20 protein-coding genes and 1 pseudogene are annotated in these 18,082 nt (G+C 34.2%); 11 read left to right on the top strand and 10 right to left on the bottom strand.

The window, feature by feature from the left end; all coding sequences use genetic code 11:
• Positions 1 to 14: 14 nt before the first annotated feature.
• Complete coding sequence (locus MKX78_RS23995; protein WP_095373735.1) at positions 15 to 674, bottom strand: SprT-like domain-containing protein; 660 nt, start codon at positions 672 to 674, stop codon at positions 15 to 17.
• Between the two features lie 146 nt (positions 675 to 820).
• Here MKX78_RS23995 and MKX78_RS23990 point away from each other — a divergent pair, with 146 nt between their 5' ends.
• Together MKX78_RS23990 and MKX78_RS23985 are read left to right on the top strand one after the other, a co-directional pair.
• Positions 821 to 1,150 carry a hypothetical protein gene (locus MKX78_RS23990; RefSeq protein WP_095373734.1) on the top strand — a complete coding sequence of 110 codons (330 nt, stop codon included), beginning with the start codon at positions 821 to 823 and terminating at the stop codon, positions 1,148 to 1,150.
• A gap of 27 nt (positions 1,151 to 1,177) precedes the next feature.
• Positions 1,178 to 1,369, top strand: a complete 192-nt coding sequence (locus MKX78_RS23985; RefSeq protein WP_095373733.1) for a hypothetical protein — start codon at positions 1,178 to 1,180, stop codon at positions 1,367 to 1,369.
• Positions 1,370 to 1,561: 192 nt separating this feature from the next.
• On the opposite strand, the gene MKX78_RS23980 is transcribed toward MKX78_RS23985, so the two are convergent.
• Complete coding sequence (locus MKX78_RS23980; RefSeq protein ID WP_307317491.1) at positions 1,562 to 1,966, bottom strand: hypothetical protein; 405 nt, start codon at positions 1,964 to 1,966, stop codon at positions 1,562 to 1,564.
• Between the two features lie 279 nt (positions 1,967 to 2,245).
• Between MKX78_RS23980 and MKX78_RS23975 the strand changes: the two genes are divergently transcribed.
• Complete coding sequence (locus tag MKX78_RS23975) at positions 2,246 to 2,710, top strand: hypothetical protein (protein WP_307317488.1); 465 nt, start codon at positions 2,246 to 2,248, stop codon at positions 2,708 to 2,710.
• A 608-nt stretch (positions 2,711 to 3,318) separates the two neighbouring features.
• Here MKX78_RS23975 and MKX78_RS23970 read toward each other — a convergent pair.
• The 3 genes from MKX78_RS23970 to MKX78_RS23960 form a co-directional block, all read right to left on the bottom strand.
• A complete protein-coding gene (locus MKX78_RS23970) occupies positions 3,319 to 3,810 on the bottom strand; it encodes a hypothetical protein (protein ID WP_095373730.1) in 492 nt (163 codons plus the stop codon).
• Between the two features lie 129 nt (positions 3,811 to 3,939).
• Positions 3,940 to 4,383, bottom strand: a complete 444-nt coding sequence (locus MKX78_RS23965) for a JAB domain-containing protein (RefSeq protein WP_095373818.1) — start codon at positions 4,381 to 4,383, stop codon at positions 3,940 to 3,942.
• Between the two features lie 581 nt (positions 4,384 to 4,964).
• Positions 4,965 to 5,231, bottom strand: coding sequence for a hypothetical protein (locus MKX78_RS23960; RefSeq protein ID WP_095373729.1), 267 nt, complete (start codon positions 5,229 to 5,231; stop codon positions 4,965 to 4,967).
• 120 nt (positions 5,232 to 5,351) lie between these two features.
• Between MKX78_RS23960 and MKX78_RS23955 the strand changes: the two genes are divergently transcribed.
• Positions 5,352 to 5,633 carry an AbrB/MazE/SpoVT family DNA-binding domain-containing protein gene (locus MKX78_RS23955; RefSeq protein ID WP_095373728.1) on the top strand — a complete coding sequence of 94 codons (282 nt, stop codon included), beginning with the start codon at positions 5,352 to 5,354 and terminating at the stop codon, positions 5,631 to 5,633.
• Positions 5,634 to 5,795: 162 nt separating this feature from the next.
• Here MKX78_RS23955 and MKX78_RS23950 read toward each other — a convergent pair whose 3' ends face one another.
• The 3 genes from MKX78_RS23950 to MKX78_RS23940 are packed head-to-tail and all read right to left on the bottom strand — an operon-like array spanning position 5,796 to position 7,957.
• Complete coding sequence (locus MKX78_RS23950; RefSeq protein WP_095373727.1) at positions 5,796 to 6,449, bottom strand: competence protein CoiA family protein; 654 nt, start codon at positions 6,447 to 6,449, stop codon at positions 5,796 to 5,798.
• Positions 6,442 to 7,605, bottom strand: coding sequence for an FtsK/SpoIIIE domain-containing protein (locus MKX78_RS23945; protein ID WP_095373726.1), 1,164 nt, complete (start codon positions 7,603 to 7,605; stop codon positions 6,442 to 6,444). The genes MKX78_RS23950 and MKX78_RS23945 overlap by 8 nt, the downstream gene beginning before the upstream one ends.
• 13 nt (positions 7,606 to 7,618) lie before the next feature.
• The gene (locus MKX78_RS23940) at positions 7,619 to 7,957 is read right to left on the bottom strand and encodes a hypothetical protein (protein WP_095373725.1); all 339 of its coding nucleotides are present in this window, start codon (positions 7,955 to 7,957) and stop codon (positions 7,619 to 7,621) included.
• A 263-nt stretch (positions 7,958 to 8,220) separates the two neighbouring features.
• Between MKX78_RS23940 and MKX78_RS23935 the strand changes: the two genes are divergently transcribed.
• Positions 8,221 to 8,460, top strand: a complete 240-nt coding sequence (locus tag MKX78_RS23935; protein WP_095373724.1) for a helix-turn-helix domain-containing protein — start codon at positions 8,221 to 8,223, stop codon at positions 8,458 to 8,460.
• Between the two features lie 89 nt (positions 8,461 to 8,549).
• Here MKX78_RS23935 and MKX78_RS23930 read toward each other — a convergent pair whose 3' ends face one another.
• On the bottom strand, positions 8,550 to 9,299 hold the full coding sequence (locus MKX78_RS23930) for a hypothetical protein (RefSeq protein ID WP_095373723.1): 750 nt from the start codon (positions 9,297 to 9,299) through the stop codon (positions 8,550 to 8,552).
• A 343-nt stretch (positions 9,300 to 9,642) separates the two neighbouring features.
• On the opposite strand from MKX78_RS23930, the gene MKX78_RS23925 reads away from it, so the two are divergent.
• The 5 genes from MKX78_RS23925 (at position 9,643) to MKX78_RS23905 (ending at position 13,963) form a co-directional block, all read left to right on the top strand.
• Complete coding sequence (locus tag MKX78_RS23925) at positions 9,643 to 10,077, top strand: hypothetical protein (RefSeq protein WP_095373722.1); 435 nt, start codon at positions 9,643 to 9,645, stop codon at positions 10,075 to 10,077.
• Positions 10,078 to 10,151: 74 nt separating this feature from the next.
• The gene (locus tag MKX78_RS23920; RefSeq protein ID WP_095373721.1) at positions 10,152 to 11,066 is read left to right on the top strand and encodes a hypothetical protein; all 915 of its coding nucleotides are present in this window, start codon (positions 10,152 to 10,154) and stop codon (positions 11,064 to 11,066) included.
• A 594-nt stretch (positions 11,067 to 11,660) separates the two neighbouring features.
• Positions 11,661 to 12,293 (top strand): hypothetical protein, encoded by a 633-nt coding sequence (locus MKX78_RS23915; protein ID WP_233435402.1) that lies wholly within the window; start codon positions 11,661 to 11,663, stop codon positions 12,291 to 12,293.
• A 141-nt stretch (positions 12,294 to 12,434) separates the two neighbouring features.
• Entirely contained in the window at positions 12,435 to 12,950 is a 516-nt protein-coding gene (locus MKX78_RS23910; RefSeq protein ID WP_095373802.1) for a sigma-70 family RNA polymerase sigma factor, read from the top strand.
• Positions 12,950 to 13,963, top strand: a complete 1,014-nt coding sequence (locus MKX78_RS23905) for a DUF4030 domain-containing protein (protein ID WP_095373803.1) — start codon at positions 12,950 to 12,952, stop codon at positions 13,961 to 13,963. The genes MKX78_RS23910 and MKX78_RS23905 overlap by 1 nt, the downstream gene beginning before the upstream one ends.
• A gap of 74 nt (positions 13,964 to 14,037) precedes the next feature.
• On the opposite strand, the gene MKX78_RS23900 is transcribed toward MKX78_RS23905, so the two are convergent.
• Positions 14,038 to 14,799 carry a hypothetical protein gene (locus tag MKX78_RS23900; RefSeq protein ID WP_095373804.1) on the bottom strand — a complete coding sequence of 254 codons (762 nt, stop codon included), beginning with the start codon at positions 14,797 to 14,799 and terminating at the stop codon, positions 14,038 to 14,040.
• Positions 14,800 to 15,057: 258 nt separating this feature from the next.
• Between MKX78_RS23900 and MKX78_RS23895 the strand changes: the two are divergent.
• Positions 15,058 to 18,053, top strand: a pseudogene (locus MKX78_RS23895) (Tn3 family transposase).
• Positions 18,054 to 18,082 lie beyond the last annotated feature (29 nt).

Below are 18,082 nucleotides of genomic sequence, written 5' to 3'. Positions count from 1 at the left end.
AGAACACCTCTCCCTTAGTCTCTTTCTTCCAACTCTTCATTGCATTTCATACATTTTAGGGATACATCGGGCTTAGTAGAACGAGCAATTAAATCACAACCAGGACAAACCCATTTATAAGATTTTTTCCTCTCTTTCTCTTGGCCATCTTCTTCTTGATTAGTGTCATCATTACTAAGATGTAATTGCATTCCCCTTCGAGCGATTGAAAAAGCGCTTTTATCAATATCAAGAGAGGATATTTTCTGCTTTGTTTCTTCTGTTAACTTAGGGTTATACCACCCATATTTCTTATCTGGCTTATCTTTCTCAAAGTAAAACCCTCGTTTTTCTGCTTCGGCTTTAAACTTTTTATTATGGTAGTTTCCACCTCGACTGCAATCCTGAATATCATGAGTGATATTGTACAGGTGCACCATTTCGTGAAGTAATGTATCCATGGTTTCAAAAAAATCTAAATCCAAAAATTCCGCAGCTATATTTATTTCATACAGTTTGATTTTTCCGTCACGATCACCCCAAACCTCTTTTGTTGTACACCAGCCCATAGATTTGCGTTTACCACTGGTTTGAATCGTAATGGCGAGGTTAGGCAATTCATCATTGAAGAACGTCTTATTTAATAACTCAAACGCAATATGCAATTCGTCAGTAGCCACTTTTATGCTGGACATTTAAGTGAATTCTCCTTTTTGAATATTAATATTCAATTACCTTAACTATATTATAACATAAAATTCTGACAATTGGTATTGTTTTGATGCTTGTCATGTGCTAAAATAGCACTAAATAGATATCGAAAAGGAAGGTGATTTTTAGTATGCTTTTCAGCAGAAAGAAAAAAATAGTTTCATTAGAAAAGCAGAATGAACGTTTGCTAAATGAAATTCAAAATTTAAAGGAAAATGAAATTGCGTTAAAAGACGCCATAGAACAGTTAAAAGAAAAAGTAAATGATCTTTTATGGGAACAGGCACATAATGAGGGGTTATTTGACGAACCAGAAGAGCCAGATTATAGTGAAGCTTGCAGTTGCGGTGGTATATTCACACCCATGTACGATGAACATCCTAATTGGATAAAATTTTGTTCCACTTGTGATAGCAGATTTGAAAATTATGATGCTTCTCCTATTAAAGAACCTGTTTGAAATAGATATTAAAAAGGAGTTTTACTTATGAAAAGATTACCCATCAACATGCCAGATGCGCTTAAAGAGGACTTTGAAAAGATGTCAGAGGAGGTAGGGTTATCACAAAATCAATTAGCCGTAATGGCGTTGCATAGCCTTGTAGCAAACTACGAATCGAAAGGGTCCTTTATCTTCGCAGATTTATTAAATCCTGAACACAGATCGAATAAAAAATGAGGGAAATTTTAAATGGAACGCCCTTATAAACACCATGACAGTATGGTGTTAGGTAACATTTTCTGTACAATCCCTTAGCGTATGTTTTGAACTTTTAGTTGGAAGGGGGGTGGTTTTACATGAAAGTAAAAGTAGCAAGAAATATCGTTGCAAGAAAAAACCCCTTAAGAGCTAAGGGGTATCAAACGCATTTTAATTAACGGAAATTTCCACTCGTACTGAACTATCAGAATATCGAACATTTCCAATTCGAACATATACTTCTGCTTTACCATTAGTTCCATCAGCTACTGCTCTTGTTGGAAAAGTAACACATTTATTAGGATTACTATTCACACTAATAGCACCTAATTTTGTTAAACCTGCACCAATACCGTCATCCTTATAAGCATCTATTGCATAAGTATTAGCAGAGTTATTAACCCCACTTATACACGCTGTAACATATCCACTAGGAGTCTGAAAAGTTTTAGAGGGCTTCCAAATCAAAGGTGTCAGTGACAAATTATCATATCCTATGTATGCTGCGCCTGCTTGAGTAGGGATTAACACGATTGCTAAAAATCCCATAATAATAAAGCGTGTTAACTTTTTCATTTAATTTCCCCCTTAATATTAATTTAAAAATATAACAATACCTAAGTTTTAAAATGTTTTAAAGTTCTATCACCACGCTCTCTTTTTTATAAGGATTTTATGATTAAATCAAAATTCTGAGATGTTAATGATAGATTGCTAAATTAAAAATTCGTTATTAAGTTTGTAATTCCTTTAAAAAATGGAAAAAAATAAAAGTAATTAGATAAAAATTACCTATTTTTATTTAGTATAAATATTACGTTTTTTATAGATATTACAAAATGGAGGTGTGTAAACATGAAAAAAATAATTATAAGTTCACTTTTAGCAATTTTGTTATGTATATCTTCATTTTCGGCTATTACAAACGCAAGAAATACTCAAACAATGGAATTTCCACCATCAGCTAAAGTAAATAATCAATTATTTGGATACTTTATGCTGGACCTTTACCACAAAGAAATATTAAGCCATGTTCAAAGGTATTATAAGGATAAAAACGTTCAAGGTTATGGAATGCCTGAAAACGATCAATCTGTCTTTATACGTACAACAAGAAATCTAGATGAAGATTTAGAAAACCAATTTAGTTATTTATTAAAAGTTACATTGCTTCCTTCTTATCAAAATGGAACCGTTGTTGGTAAAGATACACTATATTTTGCTGTTGAACCATCGGTGTTAAATACAACCAAAGTTCCTGATGGTACAAATAAAATAAAGTTAATAAAGTATGAACATGAAGAAGTTCAAAAAAAATGACCTCTCAAGAGGTCGTTTTTCTCTATCCCCCTTCCAACTAAAAGTTCAAAACATACGATAGCGGGCACATTACTAAATACAGTGAATTATAAAAGCAGCAATCTCATAAAGGTACAGAAGCTAATATATGGCGTCTGTCAACGGTAAGCGGACCGCAGGGAGCATTAAGGAGTTGATAGACTCACTACACCCAAACCCTCTTGCTGTGTCAAAAGGCAACACCTTTTGACCTGCCTACCGGCGAGGGAGCCCCTCAAGGATTGAGGGGTTGGGGAGTTCGATTTAACGGGGTCTGGGGAAGGATTTCCCCGGTGGGCTTGGGCAAAGCCCAAGGTTTAATCATTATTGTACGTTGTTAAAGGTTTTCGGCTCATGGGGTACGGCCTGAAAGGCAAAGGAGACAGGAACTTACGGAATGTAGGCGACAGCCGTACATGCCGTTGTTATCGGATCATTTAGTGCCACAGTGACACGTACAGAATGTTGATTTATGGCTATCTACACGCTTTTTCGTAGATGGCCGTAAATTTACATTCTGTAGTGCTGCCGCCCATCACCTTGTTTTTAAATTTAGCCCTTAGAACTTTCCTTACAAACGGGTCAACCTATCAACTTAACTTGTTTTTCTCTAAAAACTTTTCTGCGGTCTCTATAGACCAATACTTCACACCCGAAATAACCAAATCAGGTTCAACCATTTTCCCTCTTTTATAAGCCATATTTATTCTTTGCTTGGTATATTTAAGTCCATTTTCAGTCAAGTAATCTGCAAACTGACTCATCCCCAAATATTCATCCTCTTCTTTGACAATAGAAAAAGTAGACTTTGTCTGAATTAAATAAGTTTCTTCACGAAAATAGTCAGTCATTAATTCTAATGCTAATTCAAGCCATTCATCAGTAAGATGCAAATAGAGTTTTCTTATATCAAAAGATTGAGATTTAGGTTCTTCAAAGAACCAAATTAATTTTAAAAAAATCTTTTCGACCTCGTTTAACCCTTTCATGGATTCTTCGATTAGAAGCACATTTTCATATGCTGTAATTTTACTTTCTAACATAGGAAAACTTTCAATGACTTTTTCAGTTGCTTTTTTCATAAAAAAACCCCCCCTTCGTTTACTTAGTAAACAAAGTATATCATTTATTGTTTACTAAGTAAACGATAATGCATTATTTTTGTTTTATAAGAAAACAACCAAAAAAAGGGAGATTACTCTCCCTCCTGATTAGATGTACCCTTTTTCTTTCATACTGAAGAATGATGCTTTTTCATTGACTATGACATGATCTAATACTCTAATACCTAAAATCTTGCCACATTCAACTAATCTCTTTGTTACGTCAATATCCTCACTTGAGGCGGTCGTGTCTTGACTCGGATGTTGGTGTGCAACAATGATTGATGCGCTATTATTCAGGATAGCACTCTTAAACACCTCACGTGGCATGACAATAGATGCGTTCAACCCTCCTACGTGGCAGCGATGCACAGCCACTACACGATTCTTGGTGTTTAAGCACATGACAAAGAACACCTCTCTGTCTTCATCACCAATAAACGCTGCGGCTATTCTTGCGGCATCTTCTGGAGAATGAACTGTCATTGATTCCAGCACCTCCACCTCTGTGATTACCTGTTTAATGCTTACGATTTCTAGAATTTTTTCCATTTTCATTTTCCTCTCTCCTTTCTTTGTTCGGAAAGGACTGAACAATTCGCGCAAACAGATGGAAGGGTCGGCTTACGAAGAAGCCGACTTGCCAGAGAAGGGTAGCTTCCTCCCGTGCTTGACGGGAGGGAGCGTTAGAAAAGGAGTGAAGCCCAATGACTTAGGAGCAGTTAGAAAGCGTATTGTGCTTTCTTATTGCTCCTTAGCCTACTTGGCTTGGCCCTTTTCTTTCCCTGATCGCCCGCCCTTCTATCTGTCATAAGCGAAGTTGTTATAATGAGGAGAACGAAGGAAGGAGAAGGCACTACACCCCTGCGGTCTATGCGATCTTTATAGACCGCAAACGACAAGGGCTCGATGCCCGTAGGCGTTTCTTATAAGCAAAAAGCTCCCCATAAGGGAGCTTGAAGCGTACAAATAAGCCATTTCAAGATGGCTTTGCCAGCGAAGGAAATTGCGCTCCGTCTTTTTCTGTAGAAAAGACGTCGATTGGTTAGGCTCGATGCCGTCACCAATCGACCTATTGCATCTTTCGAGAACAGATACAAATATACAAACGAAAACTCTCATACGTTATGGTATCAAAAAGGTAAATCATCCTCTGGCATAATTGGATATATACTTTTAACAACCTCCGTAATATCATTTTCTTCATTCCAAGTCACTTGAATAATTTCCGTTTTTCTTCCTCCATATTCGGCAATTTGTTGTTGAATCCATTCATACGCTTTAATTCCTATATACCAATCAGGATTTTTCTTAAATTCATAGTCGCTAATGAGAAAGCTACCTCGTCTCAAACCCATACTTCCTTCGGTATTTAACTTTGTCATTATTACTACTTTCATTTGAATTCTCCTTTTTATCTTTATGTAAAATAAAGGTATAATTAACCTACCGAAATAATACTATCAATGTTCTTATGATAGTTACCTATTTATCTATAAAATATACGAGGTGAATCCATTTTGAAAAGTACAGGAATTGTAAGAAAAGTAGACGAGCTAGGAAGAGTTGTAATACCAATTGAATTAAGAAGAGTAATGGATATTAATATTAAAGACCCACTAGAAATTTTCGTAGATGAAGATCAGATTATTCTTCGTAAATATTCACATGCACGTGCATGTATGATTACAGGGGAAATAAGCGATAGCAACGTTGAACTTGCTGGTGGAAAAATCGTATTAAGTACCGCCGCACTCTTCCTACTAAAACAAGAACTAGAAGATTATATGTCTGTAAAATAAGGGGTGTATCTAAATAGATACTCCTTTTCTAAAGAAAAGAAACCGCCTTAAGGCGGTAATGTTGTTAAATCAGAAATATAAGTTGCTTCAAATTAGCTCTTAGACGAAATTAACTTCTTTTAGACAAGTTAATATCTTATAATTTAATGATATTTGATTTAGCTAAAGAGACCATTTAATAATACCTTGGTGATTTATTTTTATTGGTTGATTATTCATTTTTTGCTGCCTTATAAAGCTCCCAACATCTTCTGATTGAAACACTTTAAGTAATTGACTATGAATATCATAAGGGATACCCTGACCAATAATCCAAACAAATGGCATAACGGCTTCCCCTTGTTGGAAAGGTAATTGTTTGTATTGATTAGATAAATAGAGTTTCTCATACCTTTTAATCTTGTGTCGCATTTGTTCATTGCTAAAACTCGTATTCTGACACTCAATAAACCAATATGAACCTTTCCAGTGAACAAATAAATCAGGTCTAACATCTACATTGAAATATCTAGGTTCTACTTTAAAATCTTTGATTTTCCCATGTTTTTTGAGCTGCAAATAGATGTCAGCTATATGCAAAAACTGATTGATTTTTTGACTACTATTTTTTATTTTAGAACCTTTGATCACATAGACATAAGGAGTAAATTCTTTCACTTGCTGAAGATATCCTCTGTCTACAAGTTTCTTTAAAACAGCATTCGCATTATTCTTTTTATTTTTCGTATGACTAAAGAACATTTCCTCTATATGCGAGCGTGATAATACTCTAAACTGTTCAACACTCATTACAATATCACGATATTGACTATTCATCTTCGCTCACTATCCCAAAAATTTTTTCTTCTTGCTGCACAACAGCATTATTTTCTTTTTTCGCTTCTTTCTGGCGAAATGGACTAATCAATTCTTTTACTTCTTCAGTTCTGATTAAAGGGGTTTGAATCTTTTTTATTTCACTACCTATATCCATGATCGCCCTTCCTTTTTCTGAGAGTTTTAATTGCTCTACTCCTGGTACTCCCGCAACTTTTGCATTGATTTGATTTGATTGTTTGAAAGAAATTTTTACACCTAAATTATTCTTTGCAATTCCTGAAACAACTGTACTATCAGCCCTCTGTAAGCTAAGGAATACATACACATTGGCAGCTCTAGCGATACTTGTTAAATCTTGAACGACTTTTAAAATCTCCTTATTTTGTGCACACAAACCAAATTCATCAATCATGCAAATAATGATAGGAAAAGTTATTTTCGTTAGGTTAGTTACTTCATCGATATGAGAGACTTCGTGAGCTTCCATTAATTCATATCTTTTTTCTACCTCTTGCTTCAAAAAGAGAAGCATTATTAATAAATCCTCTAAGTTTGTTGCTGTTTGTTTAGTATGCTTGATATTTTTAAATAAAGTTAATTCAGTTCGCTTCATATCACCTAAATAAAAATGGATGTCTTCTGAAGAAAAATACAAGATTAAACTTGTTAAAATTGTCTTTAGATATACGCTTTTTCCTGTGTTTGTTACACCAGTAATCTGAACGTGATGGAACTTTTTTAAATCAAAAGCACGTATTTGATTGCTTTGATCAACCCCCATTAGAATAGGGATTTCATATTTTTTCATTATTTCTTTGAAAGCAGGGAAATTAAAAGAAGTATAAGAAGGTAGCCCTTTATCGTACACCTTTAATGTAAAAGTTTTATCATCGGACTCATTCTCTAAATGAATATGTGGATTAAATACTTGGTGGAATACAAAGGTATTTTTATATACGGTATCAGGATGAATACCTGTTAGAAGAACGAATCGATAAACGGTACAATCTTTGTCAAAACGAACATTTAATATCTTTGGAAATAGACGATAAGTTCTTTCTTCTTTTTTATATTTCAAACAAATATTCCCTTGGCGAAAGCATTTATTTAGCTTACTTTTAGCTTTCTTTTTCATTAAATATTCTTTGAACACATCGATTAACTCCTTATAAAAATTTTAATAATGGGTTTTTTAAAACAAGAAAATAAACAGCTAAAACTATACCTGTAATAAGAAATAAACTATGGCCAATCAAAGAAATTTTTTCGCCTTTCTCATAGTCATCTTCTCTTAGGGCTTTATTCTCTAAAAGTGCGAATGATACACCTAAAACTCCTGAAGCAACAATTAATAACGTACCACCATCAAAGAACAACAATGGAGACATAGATAAATACATATTTTTATTTAAATGTCGTACACTATTACCAGAATCACCTGCTATAACCATCTCTTTATTCCCCTTCATAAATTCCTTGAAGGGGATTTTTTCTGTTCTGCCCATTCTTTCACCTCCTACCTACCTCTTGAAATAGGTTGCAAAAATGCTTTGTTTGTAGTCTTTTTAATGATTAAACTTCATTCACCCAACATCATTACATACTGTTTGTTTTACAGCTGTATCAACTTACTCAATGAATGCTGTTGGTTTTAAATAATATGTAGTACCGTTTGTACAAATTGACACATTTTCATGTCACTTTCGGTATATTTTTTTGTCTATTTGGACATAAATGCTGATAATTAGCGCTCTAAGGGGATGATTTTATGTTTAGCTTATTCGGACTCGGAAAAAACAGATCAAAGCTCGGAGAATTTTTGGATTCTAAAGGAATTAGTCAATCATGGCTAGCTAACAAATCTAATATCAGCAGGAACACAATTAACGATTTATGTGACGGCAAAAGCGACCGGGCACCAACAACCAGAACAATCAAGAAAATTATGTCTGTCATTAATAAAGAAATTGACTCCAATAAGAAACCTAATGATTTTTTTGATCTATAATATTCAAAAACATAAAGGGTCTGCCTTCGTTATTTTTGAAAGCAGACCCTTTTATGATTTGTTGTTATCGGATTATAGATACAATCTAATCAATAGCCGATTACTTCATGCGCCACCTCATCGATAACCTCTTTCGGTACGGCAGCAATATTAAGCCTATAAATCTTATTTAACCTCGGATTAAAAATCCCGATTGAATCAATATTATCGAAATAATCATGGTTAGACTGCTTACCCATCAAATAATATACAAGCAACTGCAATGTATGTTTATTCGTTGGATTTGCTTTCGTTACTTTAAAATCCCATAACGTGTGTTCAGTTAAAAAATCGCCGTCTCCTTTTGTGATGATGTCTGTATAACCGCCTTCAAATGTAAACCCATCTTTGATGATACGATTTTTCTCATTGAATGCCCTGCTACGCTCTACCATCGTTCTAATATTCTCTATTGTTTGTTCATTGGGTTGAATATTCCCCACTGGTTTATATTGAGCAATTCCACTACGAAAAGCTACATCATACCCTACTAACGTACATGCATTCGCTATAGATGTTTCATCTAAACCTATAATGCCCTTCAATAATTCTTCAGCATAATCAAGTTCATTCACCCTTTTAGCTCCACGAATAGAAATTCTGAAAGCATCCTCTAACGATGTCCCGTATGAGAAGCGACTTAAATAATCTACTGCCATACCGATTAATGAACTATGTATATTTTCATCCTCATGCAATATTTTCCCATCATCAAATGATAGTATAGTAAAATCTTTTGGTCTTATATATCCACCTCTTGGTTGTTTAACTTCTTTAACCCTCTTCATAACTGAAACCATCAAAATCCCCCTCAATTAGTTAGTTTTCTATCCCTTCTATAATAAGGTTTAATATCTAAAAATCACATACATATTTTTCAACATTCTAAATAGTACGGGTAATTCTTCTTGACAAATAAATATACACCCTTCATACATTTTAGTAGACATAACTGCTTAAAGGCAGGAAAGACATCAATAAAAACGAAGCTCTTAAAGTAACTGTTTATCAACAACTTACCCTCACTGTAAAATATTTAAAATATTCTGTAATCTAACTTCCAAATAAAGGATTTATGGTTCTTCTTGAAGAATTATTAATAAGTAGTTTTAAACTACATAAATTATTAGAGGAGCTGATAAAATGAAAAAAAGTTTTGCTGCAGCTGTAGTTTTTGGCCTAGGAATATCTTTATTTTCGACAACACAGGCATCCGCGGAATCATCTGAATCTTACAAAGAATACATGTTATCTGCACCTGGGGATACGTCAATACAAGCAGGGACCATGATAGGCATGACAACCGAAGCCTACCTATCAGTTGGTAAAGTTCATGCGTATGGTATGACAACTACAAGTCAGCCAGTGCCTGATATAAGAGCAGCAAACTATCTTTTCGAAAATTCAAAGGCTGTAAAATCTAAGCTAGACCGTAAATCTAACACAGTAACAGCTTATGCTTTTTCCGGTTCTACAAGTTATGTTAGTGGGAGAAGTTATTATTCTGCTACTGACCACTTCGTTATTGACCCATACGGTCAAACATACGGAGATAGAACTTTAGATTCTGATTTGTAATACCTATTATCCAACTGTAACATAGGAAATTCACTGAAAGGTGAATTTCCTATGTTTATATTGAGGTGAAAGATTTGCTAAAACAGAAAAAATTATTACTTTTACTTAGTATATTTTTAATTTTCCTTTCATTGGGATGTCAATCTACATCAGAAAAGCATGTAGAACAAGCAAACGAGCAAATGAACATTGGAACAACTTTGGGTATGCAGGATGAAACTGCTATGACGCAATATAATGCAACATACAACATATCAGCTAATACAATTTTTTCTCCCAAATTATACATTCATAATCGAGATATTAAAAATAATGACTTTAGACTAATATTTTTACTAGACTATAAACAAATTAATATTACTTATAATAATCAGAATGTGAATTATATAGATATCTCTATGAAACCAAATGAACAGAAAAACATCGCCATTGAAGTACCTTCCTTAAAAAACGGATTTCATGATTTTCTCGTTTTATGTATTCGAAAACCTGATACTTTATTATCTCAAGAAAAATTTTATCCACCTGGTCACTTTCATATTTTTAAGCGATCAACATTAATTGTAGGAAATGATAATACGAAACCTAATATTAACTTTAAAGAAAGGTTAGTTACAAATGGAGAAATTGACATTCCTCCAATTGTAACTAAAGAACCAAGGGACAAATTTGAAGGAGATGTAGTAACATTATTAAAACAACCTTATCCGGAAACACTTTGGTTGAATTTTTCCCCGATTAAAAATAATATGAAATATGCTGTTATTGCCTTTTCTGGTGCAAACCAAATTGAATTAGATAATGCATTTTTTAAAACAACATCCACAGGAGTAATAAATTACCCTCTTAAACTAGGTTTAGATAAGAATAATAAAAATTTAATTATAGCTGTAGTGGAAAATCCATTTAGCGAATTAGAGAATAATTCTGGTGAAATTTCTGCAGAACCTTTATGGGTTTCGTTCTTAAACAGAATTTCTTTAGAATAGTTTCTCAGTTGGGGAAGCGTTAACACAAATTAATTTTCAAAAGAAGAGTATTTCTTGACAAATAAATATACAGCGCCCATACATTCTAGTAGACATAACGTCACATTATCGGCAATTGTAAAAAGCCAGAACCCTTGTGGGAACTGGCTTTTCATTTGCGCTTTTGTTGACCAAGTATTATACATATTAAGAAACAGTGATAAAGCACGATTTGTTCTTTTTAAAGAATGAATAAAAAGGTGTATAAATCCCTTGCTAATCCGCTCATTGACTGCCTTTTTCTTAAGAAAAAAACCACCTTAAGGTGGCGGTCGTTAACGAAAAGATTCTGCTTCATTTGTCTTTTTTTGTTTTCTTCTTTCTTAATGGAATTCCATGTTTTTTACTATTTTCAATTATTTTCTTCGCCAACTCTTCTGCTTCTTTTTTGGTTAATTCCATTTGGCTTTTCCTCCCCAAATCTCTTTTATCAAAAGTTTGGTCAACAATGAATCTTTTTAAACATACCTCCTCTCTATCTCTCATATACATAAAATAAATCTAGGACACTAGGACACTGTTCTAAAGCAAACCAAGCGAAATGAGGGGATTGTTTTGATAAAAGAAGGGGAGAAAAAGAAAAGACAAACACGTTCAGATAAAAAAAGAGATGTCAAACCGACCATCTCCATTGATTTAAAAAATTGCATTTACCAATTGTCTTATATCACCAATCAACCGGTAAAAGATATTGTAGAAATGCTTTGCGAAAAAGGATTGCAGTCGAGAAAAGTCATGGAATATTTATCGCAATATTTCAGGAGAGATTACCAATTTTTCAATACAACCTTCTTTGGACAACTCGAAAGGGAGTCGCTACAAAGAAAGTATCAATCGCCTAAAAATGAAAGGGTCTCGGTTCGATTCACGCAATTAACATATGAGGACATTCGCAATTTGTCCGATGCCTTAGACGTGACACCATCTAAAGCAACGGCTTTATTACTAGATGCCAGCGTTCGGAATGCGAATTTATTGAATGCCATGGTGAAATTATTTTTGCATGAACAACTCGATCCATCACGTATGGAGGAATTAAAACGTGTCATGAAGTATGTAAATAAAAATAATCCCTACGACGAGGAAATATCATGGTTCAATCTATTATCTTTTATTTTTGACGAGGTAAAAGACACCACCACGAATGTAAAAGTAGCCATTAATAATTGGTTGAGCAAAAAAGAATAGGGTGCTCGGCACGAAGGTAGTACGCCAAATCCGAAAACTTAAAATTTACGATATATCAATAAATGAAATTAGTTTATGAATCTTTGAAACGTTTTTGTCGCTATTATTGTCTAACAGTCAAAGGAAAAGTGAGGTGAGTACATGTCTTTTGAGAAAAAAATAGAGAGAGCTAAACGGGGTAATGGAAGAGCTTTTCAAGAATTAATTGAAGAAGAAAAGAACAAGCTTTTTCGTATGGCTTATTTATACACAAAGAATGAAGATGATGCCCTTGATATAGTTCAAGAAACTGTATACAAATCTTTTGTATCAATCAAACAATTAAAAGATCCTCATTACTTTTCAACTTGGATATCTAGAATTTTAATTAACACTGCTTTAGATTTTATAAAGAAAAATAAACATACCATTCCATTGAGGGATTTTGACATTTCTCAAAAGAGTCACAGTATTGAAGTGGAAGAGAAACTAGACTTATTAGATGCGATTAAACAACTAGACGTCCCATATAAATCAGTAATATTACTTAGATACTATAAAGACCTTTCCGTAAAACAAATCGCCGAAATAATGCAATGTCCTGAAGGTACTGTCAAAACTCGATTACATAGGGCTATTAATCAATTAAAAATTAATTTGAATGAGAGGTGTATTTGATGAGTGTTCATTTATCTAAGAACGTTAAGAAAGAGGTGGACAAAATACATATTCCTAAAGAAAAATTAAATCGAGCAATTGAGAAGGGCTTAAAAAAAGGCAAAAAGGACAGACGAGGATTTGGAGTAAAAATACTTTACACATGTAGCGCAGCCATATTATTCATCAGTCTACTAATAGGCTCGGTTTTTGTCTCTCCTGCTATGGCAAGAGTCGTTTCAAACATACCGTACTTATCAGAAATTTTTCAATCTAAGGACATTGTGATGATTATTACAGAGGAACTAGAGGAGAAAGGTTACCACACTGCTTCTACAGGTATTGGATACAATGATAAAAAAACAGTTGAAATTTCTTTGCAAGGTTCAGATGAGTATTACAACGAAGTAAAAGACGAGGTTGCACATGTTGTAAATCAAATTTTAAAATCAAGAGGATATGATGCATATTCTGTCAATGTCAATAAATCATATAGTGGCGATTATGTGCTTAATGACGAAGAGGAGCAAGAAAAGAGTTTGCTAACAGAATCGGTTACGGACAAATTAAATCACTCAGACTATAAGTTTGATATGGTACAAGTAGACCCTACTGAAAATGTAATGTTTATAAATATTGTAGGTTCTGATAAATACTACGAATCTATTCAAGATACTGTTAAAGAAGAGGCAAAGAATGTAGCAGAAACCAATCATTATAATGGATATGAAATTAAAGTAACCAGAATGACAACAGAAATTAAACCAGCCGATAAGGAGAGTGAACTTATCGCTACTATTACCGAAGGATTAATGTCGAAGAAAGAATTTAGAGTTACTGGAGTAGGTAATAGTGTAGAAAAGATTTTCATAAATACATCAATACAAAGTTCTGATCCCTCTGCAAAAGAACTTGGATTGAATATTGAAGCTAAAATCAATGAGTTTCTAACATCTGAGGATGCGTTATCCATATTAGGAGATAACTCATATGAGATTATTATTTATAGCAAAGATGAAGAGGTAATAAATTAACATAGAAGGGACGTGCAAAATGAAACTCTGCACGTCCCTTCTATAGTTTAATAAATCTGTTGAATCTAGTTCAATTAATCGTAATATTTCACACCTTGTAGTTTACTACTACCATCTTTTTCTTCTGAATAATTGCCCCAATGTGTTGTATAAAATTCTGCTAATTTATTTGAACCATCTGTAAATTTACTAATACCTCTAATAATATAGTCGACATCATAATAAACAGGTTTATAACGCCAAGATGTCACATAGTCATCTGGATTTAATGGATCATTTTCCCAGAGTTCTGCGGTTCCTGTAGCCTTATTATTTAAAACAATTGCGGCGAAATGCCCTGGTAAAGTAAATTTATAATCGCCTCCATGTGAGTGCCATACAGTATCTACTTGTATTTTCCCTGTATATTCCATAATCCAATATTCCGTTCCTACTAAATCCCAACCTGGTGTATCATTATGCTGTGGCTGTATTGATGGAAGGTCTTTCTCAGGATCAACGTACTGCTGTGTTTGTTCAAGTTTACTTTTGTCTTTCATAATTTCTATATGTTCATTATCTGACCATCCATTTACTTGTTTAATCTGTTTGGCTTCTTCTGGATTAGACGCATGAACTTCTACTTGAATGCCTGTTGCTTCTGATTCGTAAATTTTAAGAGGTTTTCCATATTTATAATCACTATCAGTTACAGTTCTGCTACTTTTTACAGACTCAATTTCAATAGGATTATCAGATGCTTCTACGTAATTACCTGTGAATCCTATTGTACCAAACCATATACCTAATGACATAACCCCTACCCCTGCGGATTTAAAAATCCTTTTCTTACTCATTACTACATCCCCTTGCCTGATTATTTTATTTTATAAAATTTTCCAATAAATATATAATTCGTTTTAAAAAAGTAATATCCTTCCTTATTTTTCTATAAAGTGTATTTTTTGTTTATTCATTTTTCAACTCTTATTTTCGCACCCTTAATGGCCTAGTGACAGGGTAGCTGCTCTAGACCGCAAAGTATTGTTTTCATCCTCTAATCAATAGATTACACTCAAAAGAGTGATTATTCTAAAGTTAGGGGAAGGTTATTTATGAAACGAAATTGGAATGAAGATGAGCTACTAGAACATTTTGTAGTACTACCCATTGAAAGAAAGCTAATTGGTAATAAAACAGGGGCAAGTCGTTTAGGATTTGCGATATTATTAAAGTACTTTCAACAAGAGGCTAGATTTCCTTCCAAGAAACAAGATATTCCCAAAGTGGTAGTTGAATTTATAGGGCAGCAATTAGGGTTATCTTCATCACTCTTTGAGGAATATCGTTGGGGAGCAGATGAAAGAAACTTTACTTATCATCGAAAACAAATTAGAGAATTCTTTGATTTTCAAGAACTTACAGCAAAAGATAACGAACTTTTGACAGAGTGGTTAAACGAACAAGTTCAGTTTACACATGATATCGACTATTTAAAAAGTCAGGCATACAGTCTGTTTCGCAAGTGGAAAGTCGAACCTCCTTCAAATGGAAGTTTAAAGCGTATGATCGATTCCTCCATTGACACTTTTGAAAAGGATTTATATCAATCGATTTATCAGCAGCTATCTTCTAGGACTTGTTCGAGATTAGATGCGTTACTGGAATCTTTTACTGATGAAGTAACAGTAGAAGGTTTTGAAGAAGAGTTTCATAAGGAAAAGGAATCAGATATTTTAACTTTTCGGCAACTTTTATCTTCTCCTAGCAAACCAAGTGTAAGTACCATGGAAATGGAAGTTAAAAAATTGTTAGCTATTCGGCACCTACACATTCCTCCAAGATTATTTCATCATTTGACTCCGAAATTAGTAAAGAAATATCGACTCCGTGCAGCTACAGAAACCGTAACAGAATTGCGTGCACACCCTGCACCCATTCGCTATACCCTTCTTGCCATTTTATTTACGCATCGTCATGAAGAAGTCATTGATTATTTAGCTGATTTATTGGATGAAATTACGCATAAATTTGGAAATAAGGCCAAAAATACAACCCGAAAAGAAGCAGTAGAAGAATTAGAAAGAGTCCAAGGAAAAAATAGACATATTGTCAATTTATTAAAAGCAACCGTAGATCACCCAGAAGGGGTCATTCAAGATACTTTATTCCCTATTGTTAGCTCTGATATGATTCGAGATATTATTAAGGACATGACAAAAAATAATCGGGAATACAAAGAAAAAATCTATACAAAAATGCATTCTTCTTACCAAGGGCATTATCGAAAGTCACTTTCTAAAATTTTAAACAACCTTACTTTTCGCTCAAATAATCAATTTCATCAGCCGATTATTAAGGGTATTCAACTCATACGAGAGTATGGAGAAAGTGGGCAACGTTATTTTGCTGCTGGAGATGAAGTTCCCATTGAAGGTGTAATTCAGCCGAAATGGAAAGATGTATTGTCGAGACAGACAGCAAAGGGATAGAAAGAGTAAATCGAATCAACTATGAAATTGCAGTGATCCAATCGCTTCGCACTCGACTTCGGTGTAAAGAAATTTGGATTGAGGGTGCTGATCGATATCGAAACCCAGATGAAGATCTCCCTCAAGATTTTGAAGAGAACAAGGAAGAATATTTTCAAGCACTGAAAGCACCACTTGATGTAGAGCCTTTTATTGAAGATATTCTACAGTTGATGAAAGATAAACTCCATTTATTGAATCAAGGGCTAGGAGATCATAGTAACGAAAAAGTAGCCATTACTACCAGAAATAATAAAGGATGGATTAGAGTCACTCCACTCGAAAAGCAACCAGAACCTCCACATGTGACGATGCTTAAACAGGAGATTAAGAACCGTTGGACCGACATTAACCTATTGGATTTACTAAAAGAAACAGATTTTCATACGGAGTTTACCAAACACTTTAAAACCACCGCCAATCGAGAGATTTTAGATCGAGAAACCGTCCAACGAAGGCTTCTTCTAAGTTTATTTGGATTAGGAACGAATACAGGTTTGAAAACAGTTTCTGCTGGAAACCATCTAGATAGTTATCGAGAACTTCGATATATACGCCAAAAATTTATTCATAAGGATCATTTGCGAAAAGCCAACGCCGAGGTTACCAACCATATCATCTACAATCGAATGAAAGAGGTATGGGGAGAAGCTACCACTGCATGTGCTTCCGATTCAAAACATTTTGGCTCTTTTGATCAGAACTTGCTTTCAGAATGGCATCCTCGTTATAAGAAGCATGGAGTCATGATCTATTGGCATACAGATCGAAAATCAGCTTGTATCTATTCTCAGCTTAAGTCCTGCCTTTCTTCTGAGGTGGCAGCAATGATGGAAGGGGTTCTTCGTCACTGTACGGACATGGAGGTTGACAGAAATTATGTCGATACACACGGACAAAGTGTCGTTGCATTTGCTTTTTGTCATCTACTTGGTTTTAAACTGATGCCACGGTTTAAAAATATTGGATCTCAAAAGCTATATCGTCCAGAATCCGGCATGAATGAGGAATATCCTCACCTACAACAGGTTTTAAGTAGACCGATTAACTGGGATCTTATTCGGCAACAGTATGAACAAATCATTAAGTTTGCAACTGCTCTACGGTTAGGTACTGCTTCTGCCGAATCCATATTAAAGCGATTTACAAGGGATACGAAACATCCAACCTATCAGGCTTTATGTGAATTAGGAAAAGCGATTAAAACGATCTTTTTATGTGATTATTTACACTATGAAGAGATTCGAAGAGAGATCCATGAAGGATTAAATACAGTGGAACAATGGAACTCAGTGAATACTTATATTTTCTATGGGAAAAACAGTGAGATTCGTTCCAATTCGATAGAAGATCAAGAGGTGTCTGCCTTATCACTTCAATTGCTGCAAAATTGCTTAGTCTATATGAATACCTTAATGGTACAAGAGGTTCTTTATGACAACAACCAATATTGGTTGAAGAAAATGACTCCAGAAGATTTTAGGGGATTAACACCTTTATTTTATCATCATGTCAATCCATACGGAACTTTTGAACTCAATATGAATCAGCGAATACCTATTAAGTTGAAGGTGTCGTAGTTTTTTATCATTTTGATCGGTGACAAAAG

It is taken from the genome of Cytobacillus sp. FSL R5-0569 (genome assembly GCF_038007265.1).
Classification (GTDB): Bacteria; Bacillota; Bacilli; order Bacillales; family Cytobacillaceae; genus Cytobacillus; species Cytobacillus kochii.
Note: the sequence above shows the minus strand (reverse complement) of the source record. Positions and strands in the feature narration are given on the sequence as shown.

What these genes read in the sequence shown, in the direction of transcription:
- MKX78_RS23950 (WP_095373727.1), bottom strand. Translation starts at nt 6,449, where the DNA reads ATGAATAGTCAATATCGTGATATTGTAATGAGTGTTGAACAGTTTAGA.
- MKX78_RS23990 (WP_095373734.1), top strand. Translation starts at nt 821, where the DNA reads ATGCTTTTCAGCAGAAAGAAAAAAATAGTTTCATTAGAAAAGCAGAAT.
- MKX78_RS23970 (WP_095373730.1), bottom strand. Translation starts at nt 3,810, where the DNA reads ATGAAAAAAGCAACTGAAAAAGTCATTGAAAGTTTTCCTATGTTAGAA.
- MKX78_RS23930 (WP_095373723.1), bottom strand. Translation starts at nt 9,299, where the DNA reads ATGGTTTCAGTTATGAAGAGGGTTAAAGAAGTTAAACAACCAAGAGGT.
- MKX78_RS23905 (WP_095373803.1), top strand. Translation starts at nt 12,950, where the DNA reads ATGAGTGTTCATTTATCTAAGAACGTTAAGAAAGAGGTGGACAAAATA.
- MKX78_RS23965 (WP_095373818.1), bottom strand. Translation starts at nt 4,383, where the DNA reads ATGGAAAAAATTCTAGAAATCGTAAGCATTAAACAGGTAATCACAGAG.
- MKX78_RS23960 (WP_095373729.1), bottom strand. Translation starts at nt 5,231, where the DNA reads ATGAAAGTAGTAATAATGACAAAGTTAAATACCGAAGGAAGTATGGGT.
- MKX78_RS23975 (WP_307317488.1), top strand. Translation starts at nt 2,246, where the DNA reads ATGAAAAAAATAATTATAAGTTCACTTTTAGCAATTTTGTTATGTATA.
- MKX78_RS23985 (WP_095373733.1), top strand. Translation starts at nt 1,178, where the DNA reads ATGAAAAGATTACCCATCAACATGCCAGATGCGCTTAAAGAGGACTTT.
- MKX78_RS23935 (WP_095373724.1), top strand. Translation starts at nt 8,221, where the DNA reads ATGTTTAGCTTATTCGGACTCGGAAAAAACAGATCAAAGCTCGGAGAA.
- MKX78_RS23980 (WP_307317491.1), bottom strand. Translation starts at nt 1,966, where the DNA reads ATGAAAAAGTTAACACGCTTTATTATTATGGGATTTTTAGCAATCGTG.
- MKX78_RS23910 (WP_095373802.1), top strand. Translation starts at nt 12,435, where the DNA reads ATGTCTTTTGAGAAAAAAATAGAGAGAGCTAAACGGGGTAATGGAAGA.
- MKX78_RS23925 (WP_095373722.1), top strand. Translation starts at nt 9,643, where the DNA reads ATGAAAAAAAGTTTTGCTGCAGCTGTAGTTTTTGGCCTAGGAATATCT.
- MKX78_RS23940 (WP_095373725.1), bottom strand. Translation starts at nt 7,957, where the DNA reads ATGGGCAGAACAGAAAAAATCCCCTTCAAGGAATTTATGAAGGGGAAT.
- MKX78_RS23995 (WP_095373735.1), bottom strand. Translation starts at nt 674, where the DNA reads ATGTCCAGCATAAAAGTGGCTACTGACGAATTGCATATTGCGTTTGAG.
- MKX78_RS23900 (WP_095373804.1), bottom strand. Translation starts at nt 14,799, where the DNA reads ATGAGTAAGAAAAGGATTTTTAAATCCGCAGGGGTAGGGGTTATGTCA.